The sequence below is a fragment of the Pseudoalteromonas phenolica genome, from assembly GCF_044788725.1.
GTDB classification, from domain to species: domain Bacteria; phylum Pseudomonadota; class Gammaproteobacteria; order Enterobacterales; family Alteromonadaceae; genus Pseudoalteromonas; species Pseudoalteromonas phenolica_C.
In genome coordinates this window covers 376,454-398,582 of sequence record NZ_CP173162.1, presented here as the reverse complement: position 1 = coordinate 398,582, position 22,129 = coordinate 376,454, and the positions used below count along the sequence as shown (strand labels likewise).

17 protein-coding genes are annotated in these 22,129 nt (G+C 38.1%); 10 read left to right on the top strand and 7 right to left on the bottom strand.

The genetic code is table 11. The features are described from left to right. The first annotated feature begins 76 nt into the window (after positions 1–76). From ACH784_RS19360 to ACH784_RS19335, 6 genes are all read left to right on the top strand, one after another. Positions 77–1,612, top strand: coding sequence for a GGDEF domain-containing protein (locus ACH784_RS19360; RefSeq protein WP_404396805.1), 1,536 nt, complete (start codon positions 77–79; stop codon positions 1,610–1,612). A gap of 14 nt (positions 1,613–1,626) precedes the next feature. Further along, complete coding sequence (gene ppnN, locus ACH784_RS19355; RefSeq protein ID WP_404396802.1) at positions 1,627–2,967, top strand: nucleotide 5'-monophosphate nucleosidase PpnN; 1,341 nt, start codon at positions 1,627–1,629, stop codon at positions 2,965–2,967. Beyond that, positions 2,964–3,731 (top strand): flap endonuclease Xni, encoded by a 768-nt coding sequence (xni, locus tag ACH784_RS19350; protein ID WP_404396799.1) that lies wholly within the window; start codon positions 2,964–2,966, stop codon positions 3,729–3,731. The genes ppnN and xni overlap by 4 nt, the downstream gene beginning before the upstream one ends. Before the next feature lie 68 nt (positions 3,732–3,799). Then, a complete protein-coding gene (locus ACH784_RS19345; RefSeq protein ID WP_404396796.1) occupies positions 3,800–4,189 on the top strand; it encodes a DUF3192 domain-containing protein in 390 nt (129 codons plus the stop codon). A 7-nt stretch (positions 4,190–4,196) separates the two neighbouring features. Next, positions 4,197–5,879, top strand: a complete 1,683-nt coding sequence (locus ACH784_RS19340) for a hypothetical protein (RefSeq protein WP_404396793.1) — start codon at positions 4,197–4,199, stop codon at positions 5,877–5,879. Positions 5,880–6,086: 207 nt separating this feature from the next. Beyond that, positions 6,087–7,094, top strand: a complete 1,008-nt coding sequence (locus tag ACH784_RS19335; RefSeq protein WP_404396790.1) for an isocitrate dehydrogenase — start codon at positions 6,087–6,089, stop codon at positions 7,092–7,094. Between the two features lie 58 nt (positions 7,095–7,152). Here the strand turns inward: ACH784_RS19335 and ACH784_RS19330 are convergent, their stop codons facing one another. Further along, complete coding sequence (locus tag ACH784_RS19330) at positions 7,153–10,104, bottom strand: immune inhibitor A domain-containing protein (RefSeq protein ID WP_404396788.1); 2,952 nt, start codon at positions 10,102–10,104, stop codon at positions 7,153–7,155. Positions 10,105–10,502: 398 nt separating this feature from the next. Here ACH784_RS19330 and ACH784_RS19325 point away from each other — a divergent pair, with 398 nt between their 5' ends. Then, positions 10,503–12,227: an acetolactate synthase 3 large subunit gene (locus ACH784_RS19325; protein ID WP_404396785.1), complete on the top strand. Its 1,725-nt coding sequence runs from the start codon at positions 10,503–10,505 to the stop codon at positions 12,225–12,227. After that, a complete protein-coding gene (ilvN, locus tag ACH784_RS19320) occupies positions 12,227–12,724 on the top strand; it encodes an acetolactate synthase small subunit (protein WP_138479431.1) in 498 nt (165 codons plus the stop codon). The genes ACH784_RS19325 and ilvN overlap by 1 nt, the downstream gene beginning before the upstream one ends. Before the next feature lie 58 nt (positions 12,725–12,782). Here the strand turns inward: ilvN and ACH784_RS19315 are convergent, their stop codons facing one another. The 3 genes from ACH784_RS19315 to ACH784_RS19305 all read right to left on the bottom strand — a co-directional run bounded on the left by ACH784_RS19315 (position 12,783) and on the right by ACH784_RS19305 (position 14,396). Further along, complete coding sequence (locus tag ACH784_RS19315; protein ID WP_138479433.1) at positions 12,783–13,058, bottom strand: HU family DNA-binding protein; 276 nt, start codon at positions 13,056–13,058, stop codon at positions 12,783–12,785. A gap of 149 nt (positions 13,059–13,207) precedes the next feature. Continuing rightward, positions 13,208–13,516, bottom strand: a complete 309-nt coding sequence (locus tag ACH784_RS19310) for an MGMT family protein (protein ID WP_404396782.1) — start codon at positions 13,514–13,516, stop codon at positions 13,208–13,210. Further along, positions 13,506–14,396 carry a LysR family transcriptional regulator gene (locus ACH784_RS19305; protein WP_404396780.1) on the bottom strand — a complete coding sequence of 297 codons (891 nt, stop codon included), beginning with the start codon at positions 14,394–14,396 and terminating at the stop codon, positions 13,506–13,508. Before ACH784_RS19305 ends, ACH784_RS19310 begins: the two co-directional genes overlap by 11 nt. A 102-nt stretch (positions 14,397–14,498) precedes the next feature. Here ACH784_RS19305 and ACH784_RS19300 point away from each other — a divergent pair, with 102 nt between their 5' ends. Together ACH784_RS19300 and ACH784_RS19295 are read left to right on the top strand one after the other, a co-directional pair. Continuing rightward, a complete protein-coding gene (locus tag ACH784_RS19300; RefSeq protein ID WP_404396778.1) occupies positions 14,499–15,578 on the top strand; it encodes an efflux RND transporter periplasmic adaptor subunit in 1,080 nt (359 codons plus the stop codon). A gap of 2 nt (positions 15,579–15,580) precedes the next feature. After that, the gene (locus ACH784_RS19295; RefSeq protein ID WP_404396776.1) at positions 15,581–18,631 is read left to right on the top strand and encodes an efflux RND transporter permease subunit; all 3,051 of its coding nucleotides are present in this window, start codon (positions 15,581–15,583) and stop codon (positions 18,629–18,631) included. A gap of 84 nt (positions 18,632–18,715) precedes the next feature. Here ACH784_RS19295 and rluF read toward each other — a convergent pair whose 3' ends face one another. The 3 genes from rluF to ACH784_RS19280 are packed head-to-tail and all read right to left on the bottom strand — an operon-like array spanning position 18,716 to position 21,971. Further along, positions 18,716–19,603 (bottom strand): 23S rRNA pseudouridine(2604) synthase RluF, encoded by an 888-nt coding sequence (gene rluF / locus ACH784_RS19290; RefSeq protein ID WP_404396774.1) that lies wholly within the window; start codon positions 19,601–19,603, stop codon positions 18,716–18,718. A gap of 57 nt (positions 19,604–19,660) precedes the next feature. Then, positions 19,661–20,731, bottom strand: coding sequence for an ABC transporter substrate-binding protein (locus ACH784_RS19285; protein WP_404396771.1), 1,071 nt, complete (start codon positions 20,729–20,731; stop codon positions 19,661–19,663). 22 nt (positions 20,732–20,753) lie between these two features. Further along, positions 20,754–21,971 carry an EAL and HDOD domain-containing protein gene (locus tag ACH784_RS19280; RefSeq protein ID WP_404396769.1) on the bottom strand — a complete coding sequence of 406 codons (1,218 nt, stop codon included), beginning with the start codon at positions 21,969–21,971 and terminating at the stop codon, positions 20,754–20,756. Positions 21,972–22,129 lie beyond the last annotated feature (158 nt).

Genomic DNA, 22,129 nt, shown 5'->3' with positions numbered 1-22,129 from the left:
ACAAACAATTTGCCTTCAAATATTAGATAATTGTTGTAAACTTAAAGCGTTAATAAATTTAAAGATGGCAGAATTTGTGACTAATAAAGATGCGCTGATAGAAAAAAAACTTCAACAAGCTGTAAAAGCTCGAACAGAGCTTGAAAACGCGCATAAAGATCAAATATCCACATTCAGTAATTTTGCTGCAAGACTTGCGGTAAGTTGCAAAGGCCAGGATGTTGCGCTTGACAACTTGTTGGCTAAATTCAGGCAAGCGCTCAGTAAAGGGGTCAGCTTTGACGACTTAGCCCCTCTTATTAATACCATTACTCAAACTTTAAAGAATCAAGAATCTGTAAACGCTGAAAACCATCAAAAGTTGTCTACAAGTATTTCTGAAGCTGGGAGACAACTACAAAAGCTTAAAGGCATTCCAGACGATACACGAAGACAGCTACGTCATTTGCTAGATAGTGAATTAAAAGAAGTGAATGTTAGTTATGAATTTTTACCGGTTTTTGAAAAGTTAATCGTTATTTATCAGAAAGTTTTAAACGCAAAAAGCAATTCAAGTACTGACAAAACAAACATTGCTAAACCAGAACTTGCCAGTGAACTTCTTACACTAACAAATGAAATTACTTTTGAAGAAGATGTCGCAAAAGAAGTCACTGATATTAAAACGACCTTGTCACAAACAGCCGATGTTGATTCATTACTTGATTGTGCAATAGCAATAATCAGAATTATCGCTAATAGCATTGCCCGTGAAAGACAGTCAGCACAAGGATTCTTGGTTTCATTAAACCAAACACTAGAAGAATTACACGCTTCAATTTTAAGTACAACTAATTCAACTAAGCACATGAGTGCAGAGCTATCTGGGCTTAATAAACAAATTGAAACTAAAATTAAGCTTTTAAACGAGCAAACTCAAAAAGCCACATCAATCGCTGAGTTAAAAGAACTCGTTGACGGCGAATTAAAGCTTTTGAGAAAAGACTTGGTTAAAAGAGAGCAATTAGAACAAGAAGACAAAGAAGCACTTTTAACCAGTTTTGAGCAAATTAATTCACGTATTGCAATTTTAGAGACTAAAGTTAATAAATATAAGAAACGTCTTTCTGAACAACAATTTAAGAGTTTACTTGATGGTTTAACTAAACTGCCGAACAGAGCGGCTTTTGATGATAGATTCAATCAAGAATTTCATATGTTTGAACAGCATGACAGTGAAACGACATTAGTGGTGATTGATGTTGATTTCTTTAAATCAATCAATGATCAATATGGTCACAGTGCTGGCGACAAAACATTGCAAGTGATTGCAAGAGCATTAAAGAAAGCGATACGTAAATCTGACTTTATTGCTCGATATGGTGGCGAAGAATTTGTTTTATTAATGCCTGGTATGCCTTTAACACATGCTAAGGCACCACTAGAGAAAATTAGGAATACCATTAAAGCAATTCCATTTAAGTTTAAAGATAAGCAAGTACAAATAACTGTGTCTTTAGGAGCGACGCAATTTAAAAAAGGTGACACACCTTTGGCAGCTTTTGATAGAGCTGATGATGCACTTTACGAAGCAAAAAACAGTGGTAGAGATCGCCTTTGCATTCGTAAATAACAAGGAGAATGCCTATGCAAGTCCAACTAAATCCAACTGGCGTACTTAATTTACTTTCAAAGCTTGAAGTCGACCTACTACAAGCCTCTTCAAGCACAGAAAGATATAAACTTTTTAGAAACTGTGTATTAGCGGTATTAAACGTAGGTAGTCATACTGATTCTAGCAGTGAAATCTACGACAAATACCAGGATTTTGATGTAAAACTTATCGCCCGAGAGCGCGGCATAAAAATTGAGTTAGGTAACCCACCAGAAACCGCCTTTGTAGATGGGAAGATAATCACAGGTATTCACGAGCATATATTTTCTGTTATCCGTGATTTGTTGTTTATTTACCAACGCCACGAGCCAACTGAAGACGAGAATCAAATTACACATATGGTATTTGATATGCTCAGAAATGCATCAGCATTACCAGTTAATACAGATCCTAATATGATCGTTTGCTGGGGCGGTCATTCAATCAGCGAGATCGAGTATAAATACACAAAAGAAGTCGGATATGAATTAGGCTTAAGAGGCTTAAATATTTGTACCGGTTGTGGGCCAGGTGCAATGAAAGGCCCTATGAAAGGTGCAACGATTGGTCATGCAAAACAACGTATTACAAGCAACCGTTATTTAGGCTTAACAGAACCGAGTATTATCGCCGCTGAGCCACCTAACCCCATCGTCAACGAGCTTGTAATTTTACCCGATATCGAAAAACGCTTAGAGGCATTCGTGCGTACAGCACACGGAATTATCATCTTCCCTGGTGGTGCTGGTACGGCCGAAGAACTTCTATATTTATTAGGTATACTGTTGCATCCTGAAAACCAAAAACAATGCCTGCCAGTTATTTTAACTGGTCCAGAATCATCTGCTGATTACTTCAAAGAAATTTGCCAATTTGTTGAAGATACATTGGGTGAAGAAGCTTTAAGCAAATTTGAAGTGATTGTCGGCGATCCACAAAAAGTGGCTGTCACTCTCAAGCAAGCCATGCCTAAGGTAAGAGAATATAGAAAATCTCAGGGCGATGCTTATTACTTTAACTGGACACTAAAAATTGAGCATCAGTTCCAAATGCCATTTGAACCAACGCATGAAAACATGGCGAATTTGAACTTGTCTTTAAATCAGAATAAAGAGCTTCTGGCTGCTGATTTACGAAGAGCATTTTCAGGGATTGTCGCAGGTAATGTTAAAGATGAAGGCATTAGAGAAATCAAAAAGCATGGTCCTTATCAGCTTCATGGTGAAACCTCATTAATGGAAAAAATGGACACCCTATTACAAGCATTTGTAGAACAAGGGCGTATGAAATTACCAGGTAGTAAATATACGCCGTGTTATGTAGTAAATAAATGAGTAAAACATTAGTACTAATCGATGCGCTGAACCTTGTTCGGCGCATTTTTGCAATTGAATCTCAAACTGAAAATCTAGTTGCGGTAACCAACACCGCACAAAGAGTCTCTTCAGCTACCAAAAAGCTATTGAAGTTAACGACTGCTACACATGCGCTTGCTGTTTTTGACGGCGATGCAAGTTGGCGTTACCACTATTACCCCCAATACAAGTCAACAAGAAAGCCAATGCCAGCAATTTTAGCTGAGAATATGCATTTAATTGAGCAAGCTTTTGAAAACTCAGGTGTGCCAATATATCGACCTGAACAAGATGAAGCTGATGATATAATCGCCACACTTGCGACAAAAGCCTCACTTGCCAATGTTAATGTTATTGTTGTCTCAACTGATAAAGGATTTTTGCCACATTTAACACACAATCTTGAAGTTTATGACTATTTCAAGAAATCTTGGCTGGAAACACAACAGGTTCAAGAAAAGTTTCTAGTAAAAAAAGAACAATTAACAGAGTTATGGGCGATGGCAGGCGATAAAACCAATGATATTCCAGGAATAACCGGGATTGGTTTGAAAACGGCCCAGCGGTTGCTTAATGAATATCACGATTTTGAGCATATATTAAAAGCTGATAGCCTAAAGCCTTCTGAAAAGAAGAAAATTGAGCAAGGTATTGAAGACTTTGTTCTAAGTAAAAACCTTGTAACCCTGAGAACTGATATACATTTGGGATTTAATTTACAAAGTTTAAGATTATTGCGTTAGTTGGCGCAGAAAGTTTTATGTCTAGCAGTATTTGGTATACTCATTAAGTTCTCATTGTTGGATTGGTCATGATAAAAAAAGTACTGCAATACATTGTTTTAGGCCTTGCTGTTTATGGCAGTATTGTAATGTTGGTAATTAATTTTTATAAAGATGATCCCCAAGCGATGATCTGGCAAGACAGAGAGGCTTTTAACAACCGTTTCATCTCAAAGTTAGATGAAAATGAAGCTATGCCCGTTGAAGAAGTGTTAGAAACTCTTGGCAGCCCAGATCTTACATACGTTTCAAAGCAGCAAAATGATGTCTACCAAATCGTGTATTACCGAACTCAGTTAGTAAAATCTGATGGTATTACGACGCAAGATGAATGTACGGGTTTATTATTTAAAAATGGGTTATTGCTGGTTTGGGGTGATAATGCCACGCTAGAGTATAAAAAAGTGAGCAAGGATTGATACACACGTGAAAGTTTCTCCGTTACAATTTAAGAAGCTATTTGAACACTCCCATCAGGTCCTTAGGCTTTATTATAAAAAAGAAAAATGGGCTGTTATTTACCCAAGTATTACGCAATTAGCAGAACGGTTTGTACAATGTTACTCCCAACAACCAAATGCTTTACATGCGCACTTACATTTTTATGCCAAAGAGCAAGGCTACACAACAAACCTTATAGTCAATCAAGCTATCTTAGTCACGGCTATGTGCCATGCGCTTGGCTATACAAAAGAATTGACTGAATCGCTTGTTATTGCAGCAATAGCAGATCAAATATGTACAAGTAATGAGGCAAACAAACTAGCCGCGGGTCAAGCCTTAACAGAACAAGCTGAGAGATTAGTAAAAAATCGTCATGCACTTGCGGTTAAAATGCTCAACAAAGGTAACGTTCCTACAGGCCAAATACAGAGAGTGTTAGCCCGACTAGATAAGTATGCGAGCGCGATAACTGGCGTAAAAGCTATTCCTCTGTATGATAACTCAAGCATCATTGTGGCTATTTCAATGCGAATTGCCAAGGCTATTACACCCAGAGCAAGAATTAAAACATTTAGCATTAACCAAGCAATCAAGTCTTTATATTTAAGTTGCTATAATGAGTTTGCACAAAATACTTTGTGTCAATTAGCAGAACAACTAAACCATTATCCAGCAGGTCTATCTGTGACCTACAAAGGTGAGCAATGTGTTGTTTTATCAAGAAAAGAAAAAATCAGTTATCTTGCACTTATCATCGATAACAAAGCAAGACGCATTATAAAAACATCACAGCCACTGATAGGCGACTATAGGACAAGAGTGACCCTTGACCCAATTCTACTTTATAAGATTTGGTTCAATGAACAGCTACCACAAACATTGGTAAGTGATCATACTGATAAAGACTGCCTAGAAATCATCGCAAAACTTGGCAATACAAAGTATCCCGATTTTAAACATCTTGAAAAAGTTGTCTCTAGTTTTGGACATGTTGACCAAGCACTACGTGTTGCTGCAATGCAATATAATAGACAAGGTCAAAAGGCTGGTAGTTTAAGGCATAGTTTGACCATGGTCGGGTTAGATACGGCCGCTCTACTCTGCCAAAGGGTATTATTAGAGACAATGATTGCCAATATATCTCACCCTTTTGCTACAGATATTGCGAACAAATACGCGCATATTAATAAAGTGATCACACTTTTGATAAGTAAAAAACACAGTGAAAAATTTGAGTTTTATCTGTGTCCTTTTGCTGCATTTATTTACTTTCTTCTTCAACAACACCCTGAAAAAGTTATGCGATTTATTCAACTCAATGATAATGAATATGCCAGCAAACCTTTTTCAATAGCACAGCTATTTGGGCTTAAAGAGTATCAAGAATCATCACTTGAAGAATATGTACGTCACTATTTTTCAGAATCCTTTTCTCATCGCGCTTTATTACACACAGAAACAAAGTCTAAAAGCCAACTAAATGATGTTGATAAAGAGTTTATTGCTATTAAATATTTGGCTGTTTCAACACTCTATGAATTAGATATTGAAACTGAGTGGCAAAAGCAAACAACAAATGAGGTGCTCAAGCTATTTGATTGGCAGAACATAAATGAATTTAAAACTGAGCTATTATCATTAGCACCTCAGTGTGTTATTGAGTAATATTTATTCTATAAATATTATCAATGGCAAATATAAATTGTCTTTATGGCTAATTTTCATTCCTAACTGGCATAAGTCTGCATAAATTGTTATAAAACGCGCTTAATTTTTCAAGCGAACACACACCTTCCCTCTTTGTTTACTACACTTTGAATTTAGTGCCCAAGTGGCCTGGTGTGAAATACAATATTGATAAAGGAAACCATAATGGCAAAGCAAACTATCACTGTGATTAAAGGCGATGGTATCGGTCCTAGCATTATCGACTCAGCAATTGAGATCCTTAATGCTGCAGGCTGTGATTTTGATTACGAATTTGTTGATGCAGGTCTGACTGCGTTAGAAAAAACGGGTGAGCTTCTACCAAAAGAAACGTTGGAAGTAATCGAAAAAAATAAAATCACATTAAAAGGTCCGTTAACTACTCCAGTTGGTGAAGGCTTTACTTCTATCAATGTAACTTTACGTAAGCAATTTGGCTTATATGCTAACGTTCGTCCAGTTAAATCATTCGCTGGCACCAAAGCACGTTATGACGACATCGATATCATTACTGTTCGTGAGAATACACAAGGTATGTACTCTGGCTTAGGTCAAGTTGTTTCTGATGATGGTAACGAAGCAGAAGCAATGTCTAAGATCACTCGTGAAGGTGCAGAGAAAATTGTAACTTTTGCATATGAACTTGCTCAACGCGAAGGTCGTAAAAAAGTAACGGCTGTTCATAAAGCAAACATTCTTAAGTCAACTTCTGGGTTATTCCTAAAAGTTGCTCGTGAAGTAGGTGAACGTTACCCTGATATCGAATCTGCTGAAATGATTGTTGATGCAACATGTATGAAGCTTGTTATGACACCAGAAGAATTCGATGTAATCGTAACAACTAATTTATTTGGTGATATCTTATCTGACCTATGTGCTGGTCTAGTTGGTGGTTTAGGTATGGCACCAGGTGCAAACATTGGTGAAAATGCAGCAATCTTTGAAGCTGTACATGGTAGTGCGCCAGATATCGCTGGTAAAAACCTTGCTAACCCAACTTCAGTTATCCTAGCTTCAATTCAAATGCTTGAATACTTAGAAATGGGTGAAACAGCAGATCGTATTCGTAACGCTGTAGCTGATGTAATCAAAACTGGTGACAGAACTACACGCGACCTAGGCGGCAGCCACGGTACAACAGACTTCACACAAGCTGTCATTGATCGTCTATAAAATTGAAATTTAATAATTTTATAAAAGAGCTGTCTTAATGACAGCTCTTTTTTTATCTTTACTGTATTCTTCTTATAATAAAAATGCTGGCAAATAAAACGAAAAATAGACTACCGCTTGAACTCGAACCACTTTGCTGTTGCTGCGATATATTAATTGTCTTGCTGAGTGTTTCGACTTTATTCGTATCTAGATCAGTGACTATCACAGTTACAGAGTAAGTGCCGGTCGCTGTATAAGCATGAGTTGTGCTTCTACCTGTTCCGGTATTGCCATCTCCAAATTCCCAAGATATATCATAATTACCACTTCCACCTGAGACATTAGCACTTGCATTAAGAGATAATTGGTTACTACTTAAACTTGTAGTGACTTCTAGTGGCACAGTTATGGTGAACTGCTTACTTTGAGTAACTACATCCGCATTGCTATCCTTAACTGAAACAATAATGACGTAGGTGCCGTTCTTACTGTATTTATGTGTAATTTTTTCACCAACTAGCGTGTTTCCATCGCCTAAATCCCAAGTTATCTCATACGGCGCAAGCCCAGCGGTTACCTCCACACTTCCAGTTAAAACGCCATTTGCGTGGCTTACATTAAATGCAGATATTTCTACCGGTTTTGTTAGGTTAAGTGTGATAGTTTCGGAACGAGTTTGCCCATCCTGTTTTGTTTGGGTGAAGGTCGCAGAATAATTTTGATATTGTTCAAATTGAATTTCAGGGTTTAATTCAGTACTTTGTTGTCCATCTGAAAAAGTCCAAGTGAATGTGTCAGTTTCTTCTAAGACAAAGCCATTAACTCTGAATTTGACCTTTTTATCATCTACCTTGTACGTCAGGCTGGTCTTCATATCGTAACTAACTTGAATTTCAGCAGTATCAAAAGATGCAGATAAATCTAGAAGTGAAATTGATAAGCCGTATAGCGGAATGTTAACGCCAGACTCTGGTTGAACTTCAAATGAATAATCATTGCTGTCATCGAAAGCAGTAATAGGTGATAAATCACTATCACCTAAACCAGCAGACTGATCATTTAGTCGCAAAGCTGCATCTCTTACTTGAATTGAAGATTCAGCGAGTGTGGTGTTATTTGAACGATAAATAGGTCTTTGATCTGTATCTACAACCAATAGATCTCCAAAACCTTGATGCTCCGAAGTATTATTATCATCGTAATTTTCGTTTGAGTACCAAAGAGTTAAGCCTGCTGCATATTGTGCTAACTTGAGTCCTTGGTCTACACCCTGATGACTTCTTAACTGCACATAATAAGCATGTTCTGCGCCTGATTTATAACGACCTATTTTCCTAAAACCGTTTAACTTTGTAGTCTCATTAGAGTCTACATCATCAATATAAACGACACTGTTATCTGCAAGTACTCTGATATCATCTAACACTATCCCAAAATACGAAATAGCTTCATCACTTTGATACACAAAAGTAATAGTCACTTCTTGGTTATTGAATGTTGTTAAATCATATGAAAGCTCGACAAACTCACCACTTGCTTTGTCTCCAGCAAATGAGTTGCCGTCAAGATAATGTTTAACATTAGGATAGTTTGGATGAGTTGCTTTAGTCGCATTACCAGCAATGGCTTGTGAATTAACAAATACTTGAAAAACATCATAATCAGACTCAATGCTAAACTGACTAAGCATTTTCAAAATCACGCTTTTAGATTCTGGTAACTCTATTGAGAACGACATTTGATTATTTAAATTATTACCTTCTCCAGAGTAATATTGTAATGAGCCAGAATTAGGTTTAATGAAGTCTTCTAAATTCGGAGGAAGTTGAATTTTTAGTTGCTTAATGGCATCGCTATGGACGCCTGCGTGAGTTAAGTTATATGTGTTTGTATTGCTTAAATCAATAAGATCAATATTGACTTGATTAGTCCAATTTCCACCAAAACGAGTTTGCAGAAAATTCAAATTCTTAGGGCTAAACATAACTGGGGCTGAGCCTCTTAACTCCCCCATCCAGCTACCACTAGACATTACAGACCAATTCGCAACAGGCTCACCTATATTTATATCCTTTAAGTCATACTCGTCAGGTAACCCTAGATCGTGACCAAACTCATGAACTACTACACCAATACCAGCATCAATTGGATTGATTGTATAGTTATATGCTTTTATGCTTGAGCCTTGGATTGAAGCTGGCTGGTTATTTTCTGTCACAAAGAAACGGTGCGACCAAATAGCATTTTCACCTAAAGCTCCCCCACCAGCTTCTTCACCAATACTAGAATGGAAAACTAAGATATGATCAATTACACCATCCGGTTCGTTAATGATGCCATCACCGTCGATATCATTTAAATCTGTTAGGTCGAAATCAGAAAGGTCAACTCCTTGCGCTACAAGTGATTCTACAGCTTCTTTGATCAAAATAGTGACATTGACGTCTCGCTCTTCACCATTTCTCTTTCCATAATAAGCCGCATTATTTTTTGCTGTAATCCAGCCATAAACTTGACCAGTTAAGTCAAAGTTATTGCCTGTTACTTCTCTATAAAACTGTCTTGCGCTTTTAAGTGTTTGCTCTGAAGGTCCTGTGTAACCCGTTGTTGAGAACAGCAGGTTAGAATAATGTTCAGCAGAATAGTTATTGTAAAACATATCTGTGTCTTCAGGCTCAAGACCTGGTGAACTTGACATTAAGTCAGGGAAATCGACTAAGATCGTGAGAATTTTTACACTACGCAAGGTATCAACGACATTACTCTGCGCATAATTTACACTTTGCTTTGACTGTTTTCTTGAGACCGCTAGCGGAGCTTGAAGTGCACTGACTTTTCGTTTGCCACTATTTTGAATATACCCACTAATTAACTGACGCTTCTCGTATTCACTTAAGGTTCTACCAAGCTTTTTCTCTTGCCAATAAATAATTCTTTCTTCATCTAACCTTAACAAATCAGGCATAGAGTAAGTCTGTAAGCTAAAAAATAAAAACAAACTCAACAAGGTACTTAACTTAAAGTTCATAAAATCACCAAATCATATCGGAAACAAAATACTACCATTACTTTTTGTACGAGTCTTAAAATCAATTCGTTTGCTCACAAAAATACTTTATTCCATACAGAATATAAAAATAGGCCATATCAAACACATCTTCACTCCAAAACCGACTTAACGAAAAATTTATGCAACTTTAGTTTAATCTGCCTTGACTTATGCATACAAAAAACCTTTAATGTTTTTGTTTAAATTTTAATAGTATTTTTATTTCAAGTTATGATTTCTAATTTATTTGTAAATGTCGTGCTCGTACTGGTCTTTTTAATAAGCTCAGCGGGGACGTATTAACTTGATTTACGATGAAACCCCGCAATTGCGGGGTTTTTTTTTGTTTAATTTTACGATTGCACCGAGGAATGAGGATGGTACAAACGCAATTTAACGGCTCAGAGTTAGTCGTGAAAGCTTTAAAAGCTTTAGAAGTAGAATATATATTTGGTTACCCTGGTGGGTCAGTACTGGACTTATATGATGCATTATTTCAACAAAGCGACATTGAGCATGTTTTAGTTCGACACGAACAAGCTGCAACACATATGGCTGATGGCTACGCCAGAGCAACTGGTGAAGTCGGGGTTGTGCTAGCCACATCTGGCCCTGGTGCAACAAACTGTATTACGGGTATAGCTACTGCGTACATGGATTCTATTCCAATGGTCGTACTATCTGGTCAAGTGCCTTCAAATTTAATCGGTGATGACGCTTTCCAAGAAACAGATATTGTTGGTTGTTCAAGACCAATCGTTAAGCATAGCTTCAACTGCCGAAGTGCCGAAGAAATCCCTACGGTTCTGGCCAAAGCTTTTTATCTCGCTAATTCTGGTCGCCCAGGTCCAGTGGTCGTTGAATTACCAAAAGACATTTTAAATCCGCAGTTAAAGTTCGAGTTTAAGATGCCTAATCAAATAGAAATGCGTACTTATAACCCTAGTGTTAAAGGTCACGGAAAACAGATAAAGAAAGCCGTTGAAGCTATCTTAAATGCAAAGCGTTTAGTTATCTATTCTGGCGGTGGCGTTGTTTTATCTGATACATCAGATAAATTGAAAGAGCTGGTAGAAACCTTGAATGCCCCAATCACAAATACCCTCATGGGATTAGGAGGCATTAGTGGCACACACCCTAACTTTATCGGCATGCTTGGTATGCATGGCAGTGTTGAGGCGAACAAAGCGATGGCCAATGCAGATGTGATTTTAGCGCTAGGTGCACGATTTGATGATCGTGTCACAAATAATGTTAAAAAATTCTGTCCAAATGCAACCATTGTTCATGTCGACGTAGACCCTACTTCTATTTCTAAAACCATCAAAGCACATATTCCAGTAGTAGGATGCCTTGCGACTGTATTCGAGCAATTGTTAAGTGCAATTAACGCCAGCTCAGAGCGCATTGACCGAGCTGCACAAGAGGTTTGGTGGGAAGAAATTACAAAATGGAGAGCACAAAAGTGTCTTGCTTATGAAACCAACCCTGAAGTTTTAAAACCGCAAACTGTCATCGAAAAAGTATACGAGATCACTAATGGCGATGCCTACGTATGCTCTGATGTTGGCCAGCATCAGATGTTTGCTGCCCAGTACTACCCGTTTAAAAACCCACGCCAATGGATTAACTCAGGTGGCCTTGGCACCATGGGCTTTGGCTTGCCCGCTGCGATGGGGGTTAAAATGGCTTTCCCAGAAAACGAGGTTCTGTGTGTAACCGGTGATGGCTCTATTCAAATGAATATACAAGAGCTATCAACATGTTTGCAATATGGCTTAGCAGTGAAAATTATTTCGTTGAATAACCGCTCATTAGGCATGGTAAGACAATGGCAGGATATGCAATATGGTGGTCGCCATTCCAGTTCATACATGGAGTCTTTACCTGATTTTGTTGCCCTGGCAGAAAGTTATGGCCACATCGGCATTAAAGTCGATAGACCTGATCAACTTGATGAAGCACTTGAAAAAGCGTTCTCTATCAAAGATAGATTAGTATTTTTAGATATTCGTGTAGACGAAAAAGAACATGTTTATCCTATGCAAATAAAGCTGGGTGCAGTTGACGATATGTGGTTGAAAAAAGGAGTAAAAGCATAATGCGTAGAATCTTAAGTATCCTTTTAGAAAATGAGCCTGGCGCATTATCAAGAATTGTTGGCTTATTCTCACAGCGCGCCTATAACATTGACAGCTTAACGGTTGGAACGACTGACGACCAAACCTTGTCGCGTATTACAATCACCACCCATGGTGACGATAGAGTCGTCGAGCAAATAACCAAACAAGTGAATAAACTGGTAGATGTGCTAAAAGTACAGGATTTAACAGAAGTTCAGCATATTGAAAGAGAACTGTTACTTGTTAAAGTGTATGCCAGAGACGAAACCATGCGTGCCGCTGTTACGCGTATTGCTGATGTGTATCAAGGCGCCATTATCGACATGGGTAAGCAAAGCTATACACTGCAACTGCTTAGTAGCTCTGAAAAAATTGAATCGTTTTTAGATATGCTAAGACATGAGAGCGATATTATAGAGTTAGTACGTTCTGGTGCGGTGGGGATCGGCCGCGGTGATAAGGCTTTAAGAGCCTAAATTAACAATAAAAAAAGGGGCTGAGGCCCCTTTTTAGTCAATTCAATATAAGTAAATATTACTGATTTACTTGATCTTTAAGACCTTTACCTGCTTTGAAGCTAGGAATATTTGCAGCTGCGATTTGGATCTCAGCGCCAGTCTGTGGGTTACGGCCAGTACGAGCTGCACGCTCTTTTACTGAGAAAGTACCAAAACCAACCAGTGCTACTGAATTACCTTCTTTAAGAGAAGTTGTAACAGCACCAGTGAATGATTCAAGCGCTCTTGCTGCAGCGGCTTTAGAAATTTCAGCATCAGCTGCCATCTTTTCAACTAGTTGAGCTTTATTCATTATTTAATTCCTATTTATTGTAATTTTGCCTAAGCAAAACCTATGTTTATGTATTTTTCGGCTTAGTGCAACTATTTACTACAGATTTTTATGAAAAATCGCATTAAATACCGTAAATAAAGGGCTTTCGAGTTGTTTTAGAGTTTATTTTAATCAAGCCACTTAAATTCTTTTAAGCTCACTTTATTATTTAGAAAAACCACACCCTCATTTTCAAGCCTTTCTTTCTGTTCAAAAAACTTGCTGCTATCCACCGGAAATGAAATTTTTCCTTGTGAGTTTATCACTCGATACCAAGGTAACTTAGAATCTTTTGGTAGCGTTTTTAAAATGCGGCCCACTTTCCTAGAGTAATTGGCTTGTCCCGCCAGTTTGGCGATTTGTCCGTACGTTGCAACATGACCACATGGGATTGCACCAATAATTGTATGCACCCGTAATTCAAAATCATCCATCATATTTTTCACCTAACTGTTTAAATCTAGACCAAATCGCTCTAGCTACAGGCCCATGGTGTCTCGTATGCTTTCTAAACACATGGATGTTAGCTGTGAAACTGTCTTGTCTGTCTACAATCCTTATTCGCTCTAATTCACCGTTATCAATTTCATTTTTACAATGCGCGAGACTGGTTAGAGCAAACCCTAAGCCTGACAACAAAAAAGACTTCATGGAGGTCAGGTCGTCGACTTTCATACGGTTCGTGTTTAGCGTGTAAGCCAAACGCTCACTGTCAAAAGCAAACGCACTTTCAAACATAGCAATACATGGATAAGACTCTAAGGCTTCGTATTGCAAAGATGAAGGTAACAAACCTTTTTTTGCAACTATTCCGAGCTCTATCTCCCCTACTTTCATCGTTTCAAGCTCACCTGTTGCGTGAAACAGATCAAACCAAGGGCCTATGCCTAACTCAGCTCTACCACTGTTCACTTGTTGCAGTGCTTCAAAACGCGGACCACTGGTAATTGAAAACTCGGTAGATTTATACGTTTTAAAAATATCTCCAATGGCCTCATTATATATGTTTTGATATGAGATGGGTTCATAACAAATACTAAACTTAGCTTCACTGCCCTCTGCAAATTCATTCGCCAGTATTTTCAAATCATCACGAATAGCCAGCAACTTGGTTGCTTCTAAATAAAAATGCCTACCTTGCTCTGTGAGTTTTAATCGATATGCCTCCCTATCGACAATGCTAAACCCAAGGTTTTGTTCTAGTCTTTTAATTGACTGAGAAATGGCCGGCTGGGTCTTGTGCATTCTTGATGCAACCTCTTGTAAGCTTCTAGAATTTGCAACTGCATCGAGTATTTCGAGATCTGCCAACTTCATAAATTAAACTTATCAACTTTACAATTTTTAATAATTTTAATTTTATCAGGTTTTTTCTTATCCTTACCGAAAATTTTCAGAGCTAACTAAATGGAGTGAACCATGTTGAGGTTAAGTGTTATCGCACTGCTTACAGTTTTGACACTAGGCTGCAGTCAAGAAAATGAAAAGTCTGAACAGATAGAGGTCATACGACCAGTAAAACTATTCGAAGTGAAAGATCCTACAGCGCACAATATTCGCAGCTTCCCAGCCGAAGTCGTGGCTAACCAAGGCTCTTACCTAGCTTTTCGTGTCAGTGGAGAACTCATAGAGTTCCCTGTTCGCGCTGGGCAAACTATTAATAAAAACGACCTACTCGCTAAATTAGATCCAGAAGATTTTCAATTACAGTATGAACAACGTAAAGCACAATTCGAACTTGCTAGTGCTCAACTCAAACGTGTGGATTCATTATTTAAACGCTCTATTGCAACCAAAGCAGAGTTTGATCAGGCACTGGCTAACAAGCAAGTCTCAGAGTCAGCATTTAAAATCGCTAAAACAAATTTAGAAAATAGCGAGCTTCGCGCGCCTTTCTCAGGAACGGTTGCTAAAGTCTTTGTTAAGAACTTCGAAAATATCGTTGCCAAGCAAAATATTCTGCGTCTAGAAAGCAGAGATATGATGGATGTGGTCATTTACGTACCTGAACGTTTAGTTGCCAGAGTTAAAAAGGATTTAGATTATCATCCTTCTGTAACCTTTGATGGTTATCCAGACAAAGCGTATGACCTATCAATCAAAGAGTGGGACACACAGGCTGATCCTGCCACTCTAAGCTATAAGGTGGTTTTCTCGCTACCCATTCCTAAAGACTTTAATTTATTTGAGGGGATGACTGGTCAGGTTTCGATAGACCTTTCAAAAATCACCGAACATCACAGCAATGCAATCACCATCCCTGCCTCTGCGGTTTTCTCTTCTGATACAGAGCAGTTAGAAAATAACGCCTATGTTTGGGTTTTTAATCCAGAAACACTGAGTTTGTCTAAGCGTCAAGTCTCGGTTGGCAATATCTATCAAGACCAAATTGATGTACTTGAAGGCCTTAACGTTGGCGAACAAGTTGTATCGGCTGGCGTATATCACCTGTCTGAAGGCCTAAAGGTAAAACCTTGGGTTAAAGAGCGAGGTTTATAATAATGAGCCTAGCTAAATGGTCAATTGATAACAAAGTCATCAGTTGGATGTTCGCGCTATTGCTTTTAATAGCAGGTGCAGCCTCTTACTTAGACTTAGGGCAGCTCGAGGACCCAGAGTTTACAATCAAAAAAGCCATGGTCATCACCTATTACCCAGGTGCGTCTCCAGAACAAGTAGAAGAAGAAGTCACTTTTGTCATAGAAAATGCCATTCAGCAATTGCCTTATGTCGATACTATTTCTTCAATTTCTTCTGCTGGAAAGTCACAGATAACTGTTGAAATGAAAAGTACTTATAGAAAGCAGCATTTACAACAGATCTGGGATGAGCTAAGAAGAAAAGTAAACGATCTGTCAGGACGCTTTCCTAAAGGCGTTTCTACACCAAATATAATTGATGACTTTGCCGACGTGTATGGTGTGTTATATGCGATAACAGGTGATGGCTACTCTTACAGTGAATTAAAAGATTATGTTGATTACTTAAAGCGTGAACTCGTACTTGTTGACGGGGTCAGTAAAGTCACCGTCTCTGGTACTCAGCAATCACAGGTTATTGTTGAAATATCGACACAAAAATTATCACAACTAGGCATTCCGCCAGCACAAATTTTTTCACTGTTACAATCTCAAAACCATGTTTCTAATGCGGGTAAAATACGTGTTGGCGACGAGTCAATCCGTTTTCACCCAACTGGTGAGTTCCATGATGTGTCTGAGTTAGAAAGCTTATTAATTTCAAGCCCTGGTGCCAATGAGCTTATCTATTTAAGAGACGTCGCGACAGTCAAAAGAGAGTTTGCAGAAATCCCTACCCATTTAACTAAATACAATGAGCAGCAGGCACTGTTATTAGGCATTTCATTTAATTCAGGCGTGAATGTTGTTGATGTTGGTAAAGCAATCGATAAACATCTTGCTGACCTAGAATATCAGCGTCCACATGGTATGGAAATTTCGTCTATATATAATCAACCAAGCGAAGTTGAAAAGTCAGTTAACGGTTTTATTGTTAGTTTAGTTGAAGCCGTCGCGATTGTGATTGTGGTGTTACTAGTATTTATGGGCGTAAAAAGTGGCATTCTAATCGGTGGTGTACTCCTTCTTACGGTACTTGGTACATTTATATTTATGAAATTGTACGCCATAGATTTACAAAGAATTTCTTTAGGTGCACTGATCATTGCACTAGGGATGCTGGTTGATAATGCCATAGTCGTCACTGAAGGTATCTTAATCAATCTAAAGCGCGGACAAACTAAAGTTCAAGCCGCTGTAAATATTGTTGCTCAAACTAAATGGCCGCTACTTGGTGCGACTATCATAGGTATCACAGCATTTGCACCTATTGGTTTAAGTAGCGATGCCAGTGGTGAGTTTGCAGGCTCTTTATTCTGGGTATTACTCATTTCATTGATGTTGAGTTGGGTTACTGCTATTACATTAACGCCATTTTTCGCAGACCTTATGTTCAAAGAAACGAAAAATAGCGATGAAAAAACATCAGACCCATATCAAGGTGTTATTTTTACTGTTTATAAAGCCCTGTTAAGTACCGCGCTTAAATACCGAGTTTCAACCATTTTACTCATGGTTGCACTACTCGTTTCTTCTGTTATCGGCTTTGGCCAAGTAAAACAGTCGTTCTTCCCAGCTTCAAATACACCAATGTTCTATGTGGACTATTGGCATTATCAAGGTGCTGATATTCGCAGTACCGCAGAAAACATAGCTAAGATAGAGGCTTTCTTGTTAAATGACGAACTCGTTGAGGATGTTACAACAACAGTTGGTCAAGGGGCACCTAGGTTTATGCTTACCTATGAGCCAGAAAAGCAATACAACGCCTATGGACAACTTATTGTCAGAGTGAAGGACCGTGACTCCGTTGCGGTTATGATTGAAAAGTTAAGAACGTTTGAAATGAATATGCCAATTGATGGCAAAATCAAAGTGAAGCGTATGGAAATTGGTCCATCTACGAGTGCAAAAATTGAAGCTCGTTTCTCAGGTGGAGATCCGGTTGTACTTAGACAGCTTGCAGAGCAGGCAAAACAAATTCTACAGCAAGATCAAGGGGCATTTAACATTCGTGATAATTGGCGTCAGCGAACTAAGGTGATCCGCCCTCAATTTAATGAACAAAAAGCCAGAAGACTGGGTATTAGTAAGACTGATATTGACGACTTACTGCTTACCTCTGTAACAGGTAAAACGGTCGGTTTATACCGAGAAGGCACAGAGCTACTACCAATTATTGCGCGCTCACCAGTTGATGAACGTAATCAGGTAAATAACTTATCAGATTTACAAATATATAGCCCTATCCTCAATGTCTTTGTACCAATAACAACGGTTGTTGATGACTTTGAAGTAACTTGGGAAGATCCTCTGATCATGCGTAAAGATAGAAAGCGTACTATCACAGTCATGGCTGATCATGATGTCATAGGCGACGAAACGCCAGCTAAACTATTTGCACGTGTGAGAAGTGATATTGAAGCCATACCACTCCCTAAAGGCTATCACTTAGATTGGGGGGGTGAATTTGAGGCCTCAAGTAAAGCGCAGAAAGCAATTTTTGGCTCATTACCCTTGGGTTACTTAGTCATGTTTATCATTACTGTTTGCTTGTTTAATTCTGTAAGACAGCCGCTTGTGATATGGTCAACCGTCCCTTTAGCCATTATTGGTGTTACTGCCGGGTTAGTCGTGTTTCAAGCACCATTTAGCTTTATGGCTCTATTAGGCTTATTAAGTCTATCAGGCATGCTTATAAAGAATGGGATTGTATTAGTCGACCAGATAAACCTGGAGTTAAGTGAAGGTAAATCACCTTATCAAGCAGTATTTGATTCAGGTGTGAGTCGTGTAAGACCTGTTTCGATGGCTGCTATCACGACAATCTTAGGCATGATCCCATTATTATTTGATGTGTTTTTCAAATCAATGGCTGTGACTATCATGTTTGGATTAGGATTCGCCACAATCCTCACTCTGATTGTTTTACCAGTGATTTACTGTTTGTTTTTTTCGATTAAACAAAAATAAAAAATGGCCTTAATCGGCCATTTTTATGCATGCAATTACTTTAGTACTTGCATGCATAAATAATTCAGTTCTAGTTAACTGAAACTATTTTGATTTCCTATTCAAAGACAAGGTACCTTTTTTTCTTTCTGTAGGCTTTCTTGAATGCTTCTTAAGCTGCTGCTCATCTCTTTTGGGCTTTGCATCGGTATAACGTGTCACAGCTTTTTTATCTGATGGCTTTCTGACTTTTTTATTGCTATCCACTGAGCCATCTTCGGTTTTTGCTGATCCTTCAATGGCTTTGTTTATTTCAGCCATTTCCTGCTCAGTTAAATGACGCCATTGCCCAGGTCTTAATCCATTCAAATTGACATTCATAATACGCACGCGTTTCAGGGCTGTTACCTCATAGCCAAGGTATTCGCACATTCGACGGATCTGTCTGTTTAAACCCTGAGTGAGGATAATGGTAAAAGTCTTATCGCCGGTCTGCTTAACGAAGCACTTTTTTGTTACCGTATCTAAAATTGGCAGGCCACCAGCCATTCTTTCAACAAAACGCTTATTGATGCTTCTATCAACTGTAACCACATATTCTTTTTCGTGGTTATTACCGGCACGAAGAATTTTATTAACGATGTCACCTTCATTAGTGAGAAATATTAACCCCTCTGAAGGCCTATCGAGTCGACCAATTGGGAATATACGCTCGGGGTAATCTATCGCACTGACAATATTACTTTTTATTTTTTTCTCAGTCGTACAGGTCACGCCAACTGGTTTATTATAAGCAATGTAAACACGTTTAGGCTTTGCTTTAAGTGGCTTGCCATCAATCAGGATTGTATCCGCGTCAGATACTTTCACACCCATTTCAGGCAGATTACCATTAACCTTAATACGTCCAGCGTCAATAAGCTTGTCAGCTTCTCTTCTTGAACAAAAACCTGTTTCACTAATGTATTTATTTAAACGTGTTGTAGCAGTCAAAAGACAATCCCTAAAATTCAATTGGCAGTATTTTAAAGGATTAGTATTTAATTTTCTCTAATTTTTCTGCCAAACCTTAGGAATTAAGTGGAGTTGATATTCTGATTGTTTATTTAGGTACAGACTTTTAGATTTATAGTCAATTTGCCCCCAATTAGGATTACTTTTCATCCACTGATAATTGTGCACATTGTCTTTCGTAATAATACCCATGGGTATCACTAACTCTTTGTGCTCAGCCCAATAAGGATGTTTGTTGTGATGATCGAACAAACTAACAAGCGCCCATGCACCCATCATAAAATGCCCTCCGACACTTGCTTGTATTTCACCTGAGGCTATTTTTTCAAGGCCGACCGATAACCAGTCAAACCCTCCAAATGTGATATTCTGACTTTCAGCGCAAGCTTGTTTGCATGCTTTCATTGCCCCAATGGCCATAAGATCTGATGCAGCCCAAACAATATTAATATCTTTATGTCTTTTAAGCAGTTTTAATGTCTGCTCAGTCGAAAGAGATTCAGACCAAGACGCATGAACCTCTTGGGCAACATCTACATTATGGGATCCGAAAAAATCAACTGCGCCTTTTGCCCTCATATCTGATTCGGAACCATAATGACCATTGATAATTACGGCTTTTGATTTTAAATTTTTATCACTGAGCTGGTGTAAAGTTTTGGCCAATTCATATCCAGCTTGATAATTATCGTGGTAAACCTCACCAAGCCAAAACTTAAATTTCTGCCCTGGTTCAGAGATAACTTTTTTTTCATCACCAGAAATTGTTTCTTCCAAGGTAATTGAGGACACTTGATGTTGTTCTAGTATTTCTAACGTTTCTTCTGCTGCACCGGGGTAAAGTATCAAAATGGCGTAATCAGGTTTACTTTGATATTCAAGGTATTTTTTTAGCTCTTGAATTTGAATATGCCTATTTCCTTCTCCATAGATAACTTGTAAGTCAAAACCTAATTGCTTTGCCGCATTTTGACTAATAGTTTGGACTTTACTCCAAAATGGATCGTCGACTACTGAAGGGTTTACAAAAAGCACCGTTTGTTTAGCCATAACATTAAATGTCATGGAAACGAACAATAATAAGATAACTCTAATTATAAACTGCATTTAGTTGTGATTAACCATATGTCTAAAAGGCCTTATCTTTATACATATCAGCCCATAAAATCGCTGATGCATGGAACTCGGGTAAGCATTCATCACTGATATTTAAATATTGACACGCTTTTTGTAATTTCCACCAGCTACCAGATTCATAAGCTTTGACTATATTAAGTACATAGTAATGGAAATTCGCTTCGCCCAATAACGCATTTTGGAGCTCCTCAGGAAAGGGCAACTTATCAACAACCTTTTCCATGGGTCTATCTAAAATGGCATCAAGTAATGAAAAAAGTCCCACTAAAAAACAAGATGAGCCTGAGTTTGGTTGAACCTTATTGCCTATAAGTTCACAAAATCGAGCGCGTACAATGCTCATCCTGGTTAACTCTGTTGGTTTACCCTTGGCAACATGTGCCGTCATGATCAAGCCTACAAACTTTTTAGTACGTTCGTATCCCAAATAAACCAAGGCTTGTTTGATGGACTCAATCTTACTTTTTATCGGGAATACACCCGAGTTTATTAATCGCAGCAATTTATACGCAAGCGCTGTATCTTGCGAAAATAACTGAGCTATTTTGGTAATATTCAAATTAGGCTTAAGTACTTCAGTATAGATGAGCATGACTATGGTGTAATTAAATTCTATATCTGTTTCTTCTATCACCCGAGGTTTTGCAAAAAAATAGCCTTGGAAGAAATGAAAGCCCATTTTTTTTGCTATTTCGAACTCTTCCTCTGTTTCAATTTTTTCTGCTAACAGCTTAATGTTCTTTTTCTGTTTTAGCTCTTCAACTAGCGGTACTATGGTATGCAAAGGGTTTTGCATAACGTCAAACTTTATTAAACGTACTAGTTTCAAGAAAGGCTGCCATGCATCTTCATATACAAAGTCGTCTAACGCTAATTTATAATTTTGATGAAATAAACGTCGAACAAGCTCGTAATTATCTTTAGTAGGCTGAATTGTTTCGAGTAATTCTAAAATAACGTCATTTGCAGGAAGAAAAGTTGCAAGCTCTTGTTTTAAAGACTCTGGACCGATATTGATTAAGGCTTTCTTACCAGACGTAAGATACCGCGTGCCAAGATTCAATTGATTATCAAGTATTAGCTTTGCAGTTGCTTTATCTTCTGCAATGTTGGGAAAACTGTTACTAGAACCATCTCTAAAAAGAAGTTCATACGCTACAACTTGCATTTTCCTATTAAAAATAGCTTGTCTTGCAACAAAAACTTTCAAGCATAAGCTCCTTTTCCCAAATACAATCTTTCAAGTACAAACACTTAATATAATAGCACTATAGCCCAGCAAAAAAACCACACTAAATCACTAAAAACAAAGTCTTTAATCTAAAATTATAGCAAATTATAGGAAGGATTACGGCTGAAGTAGATCCA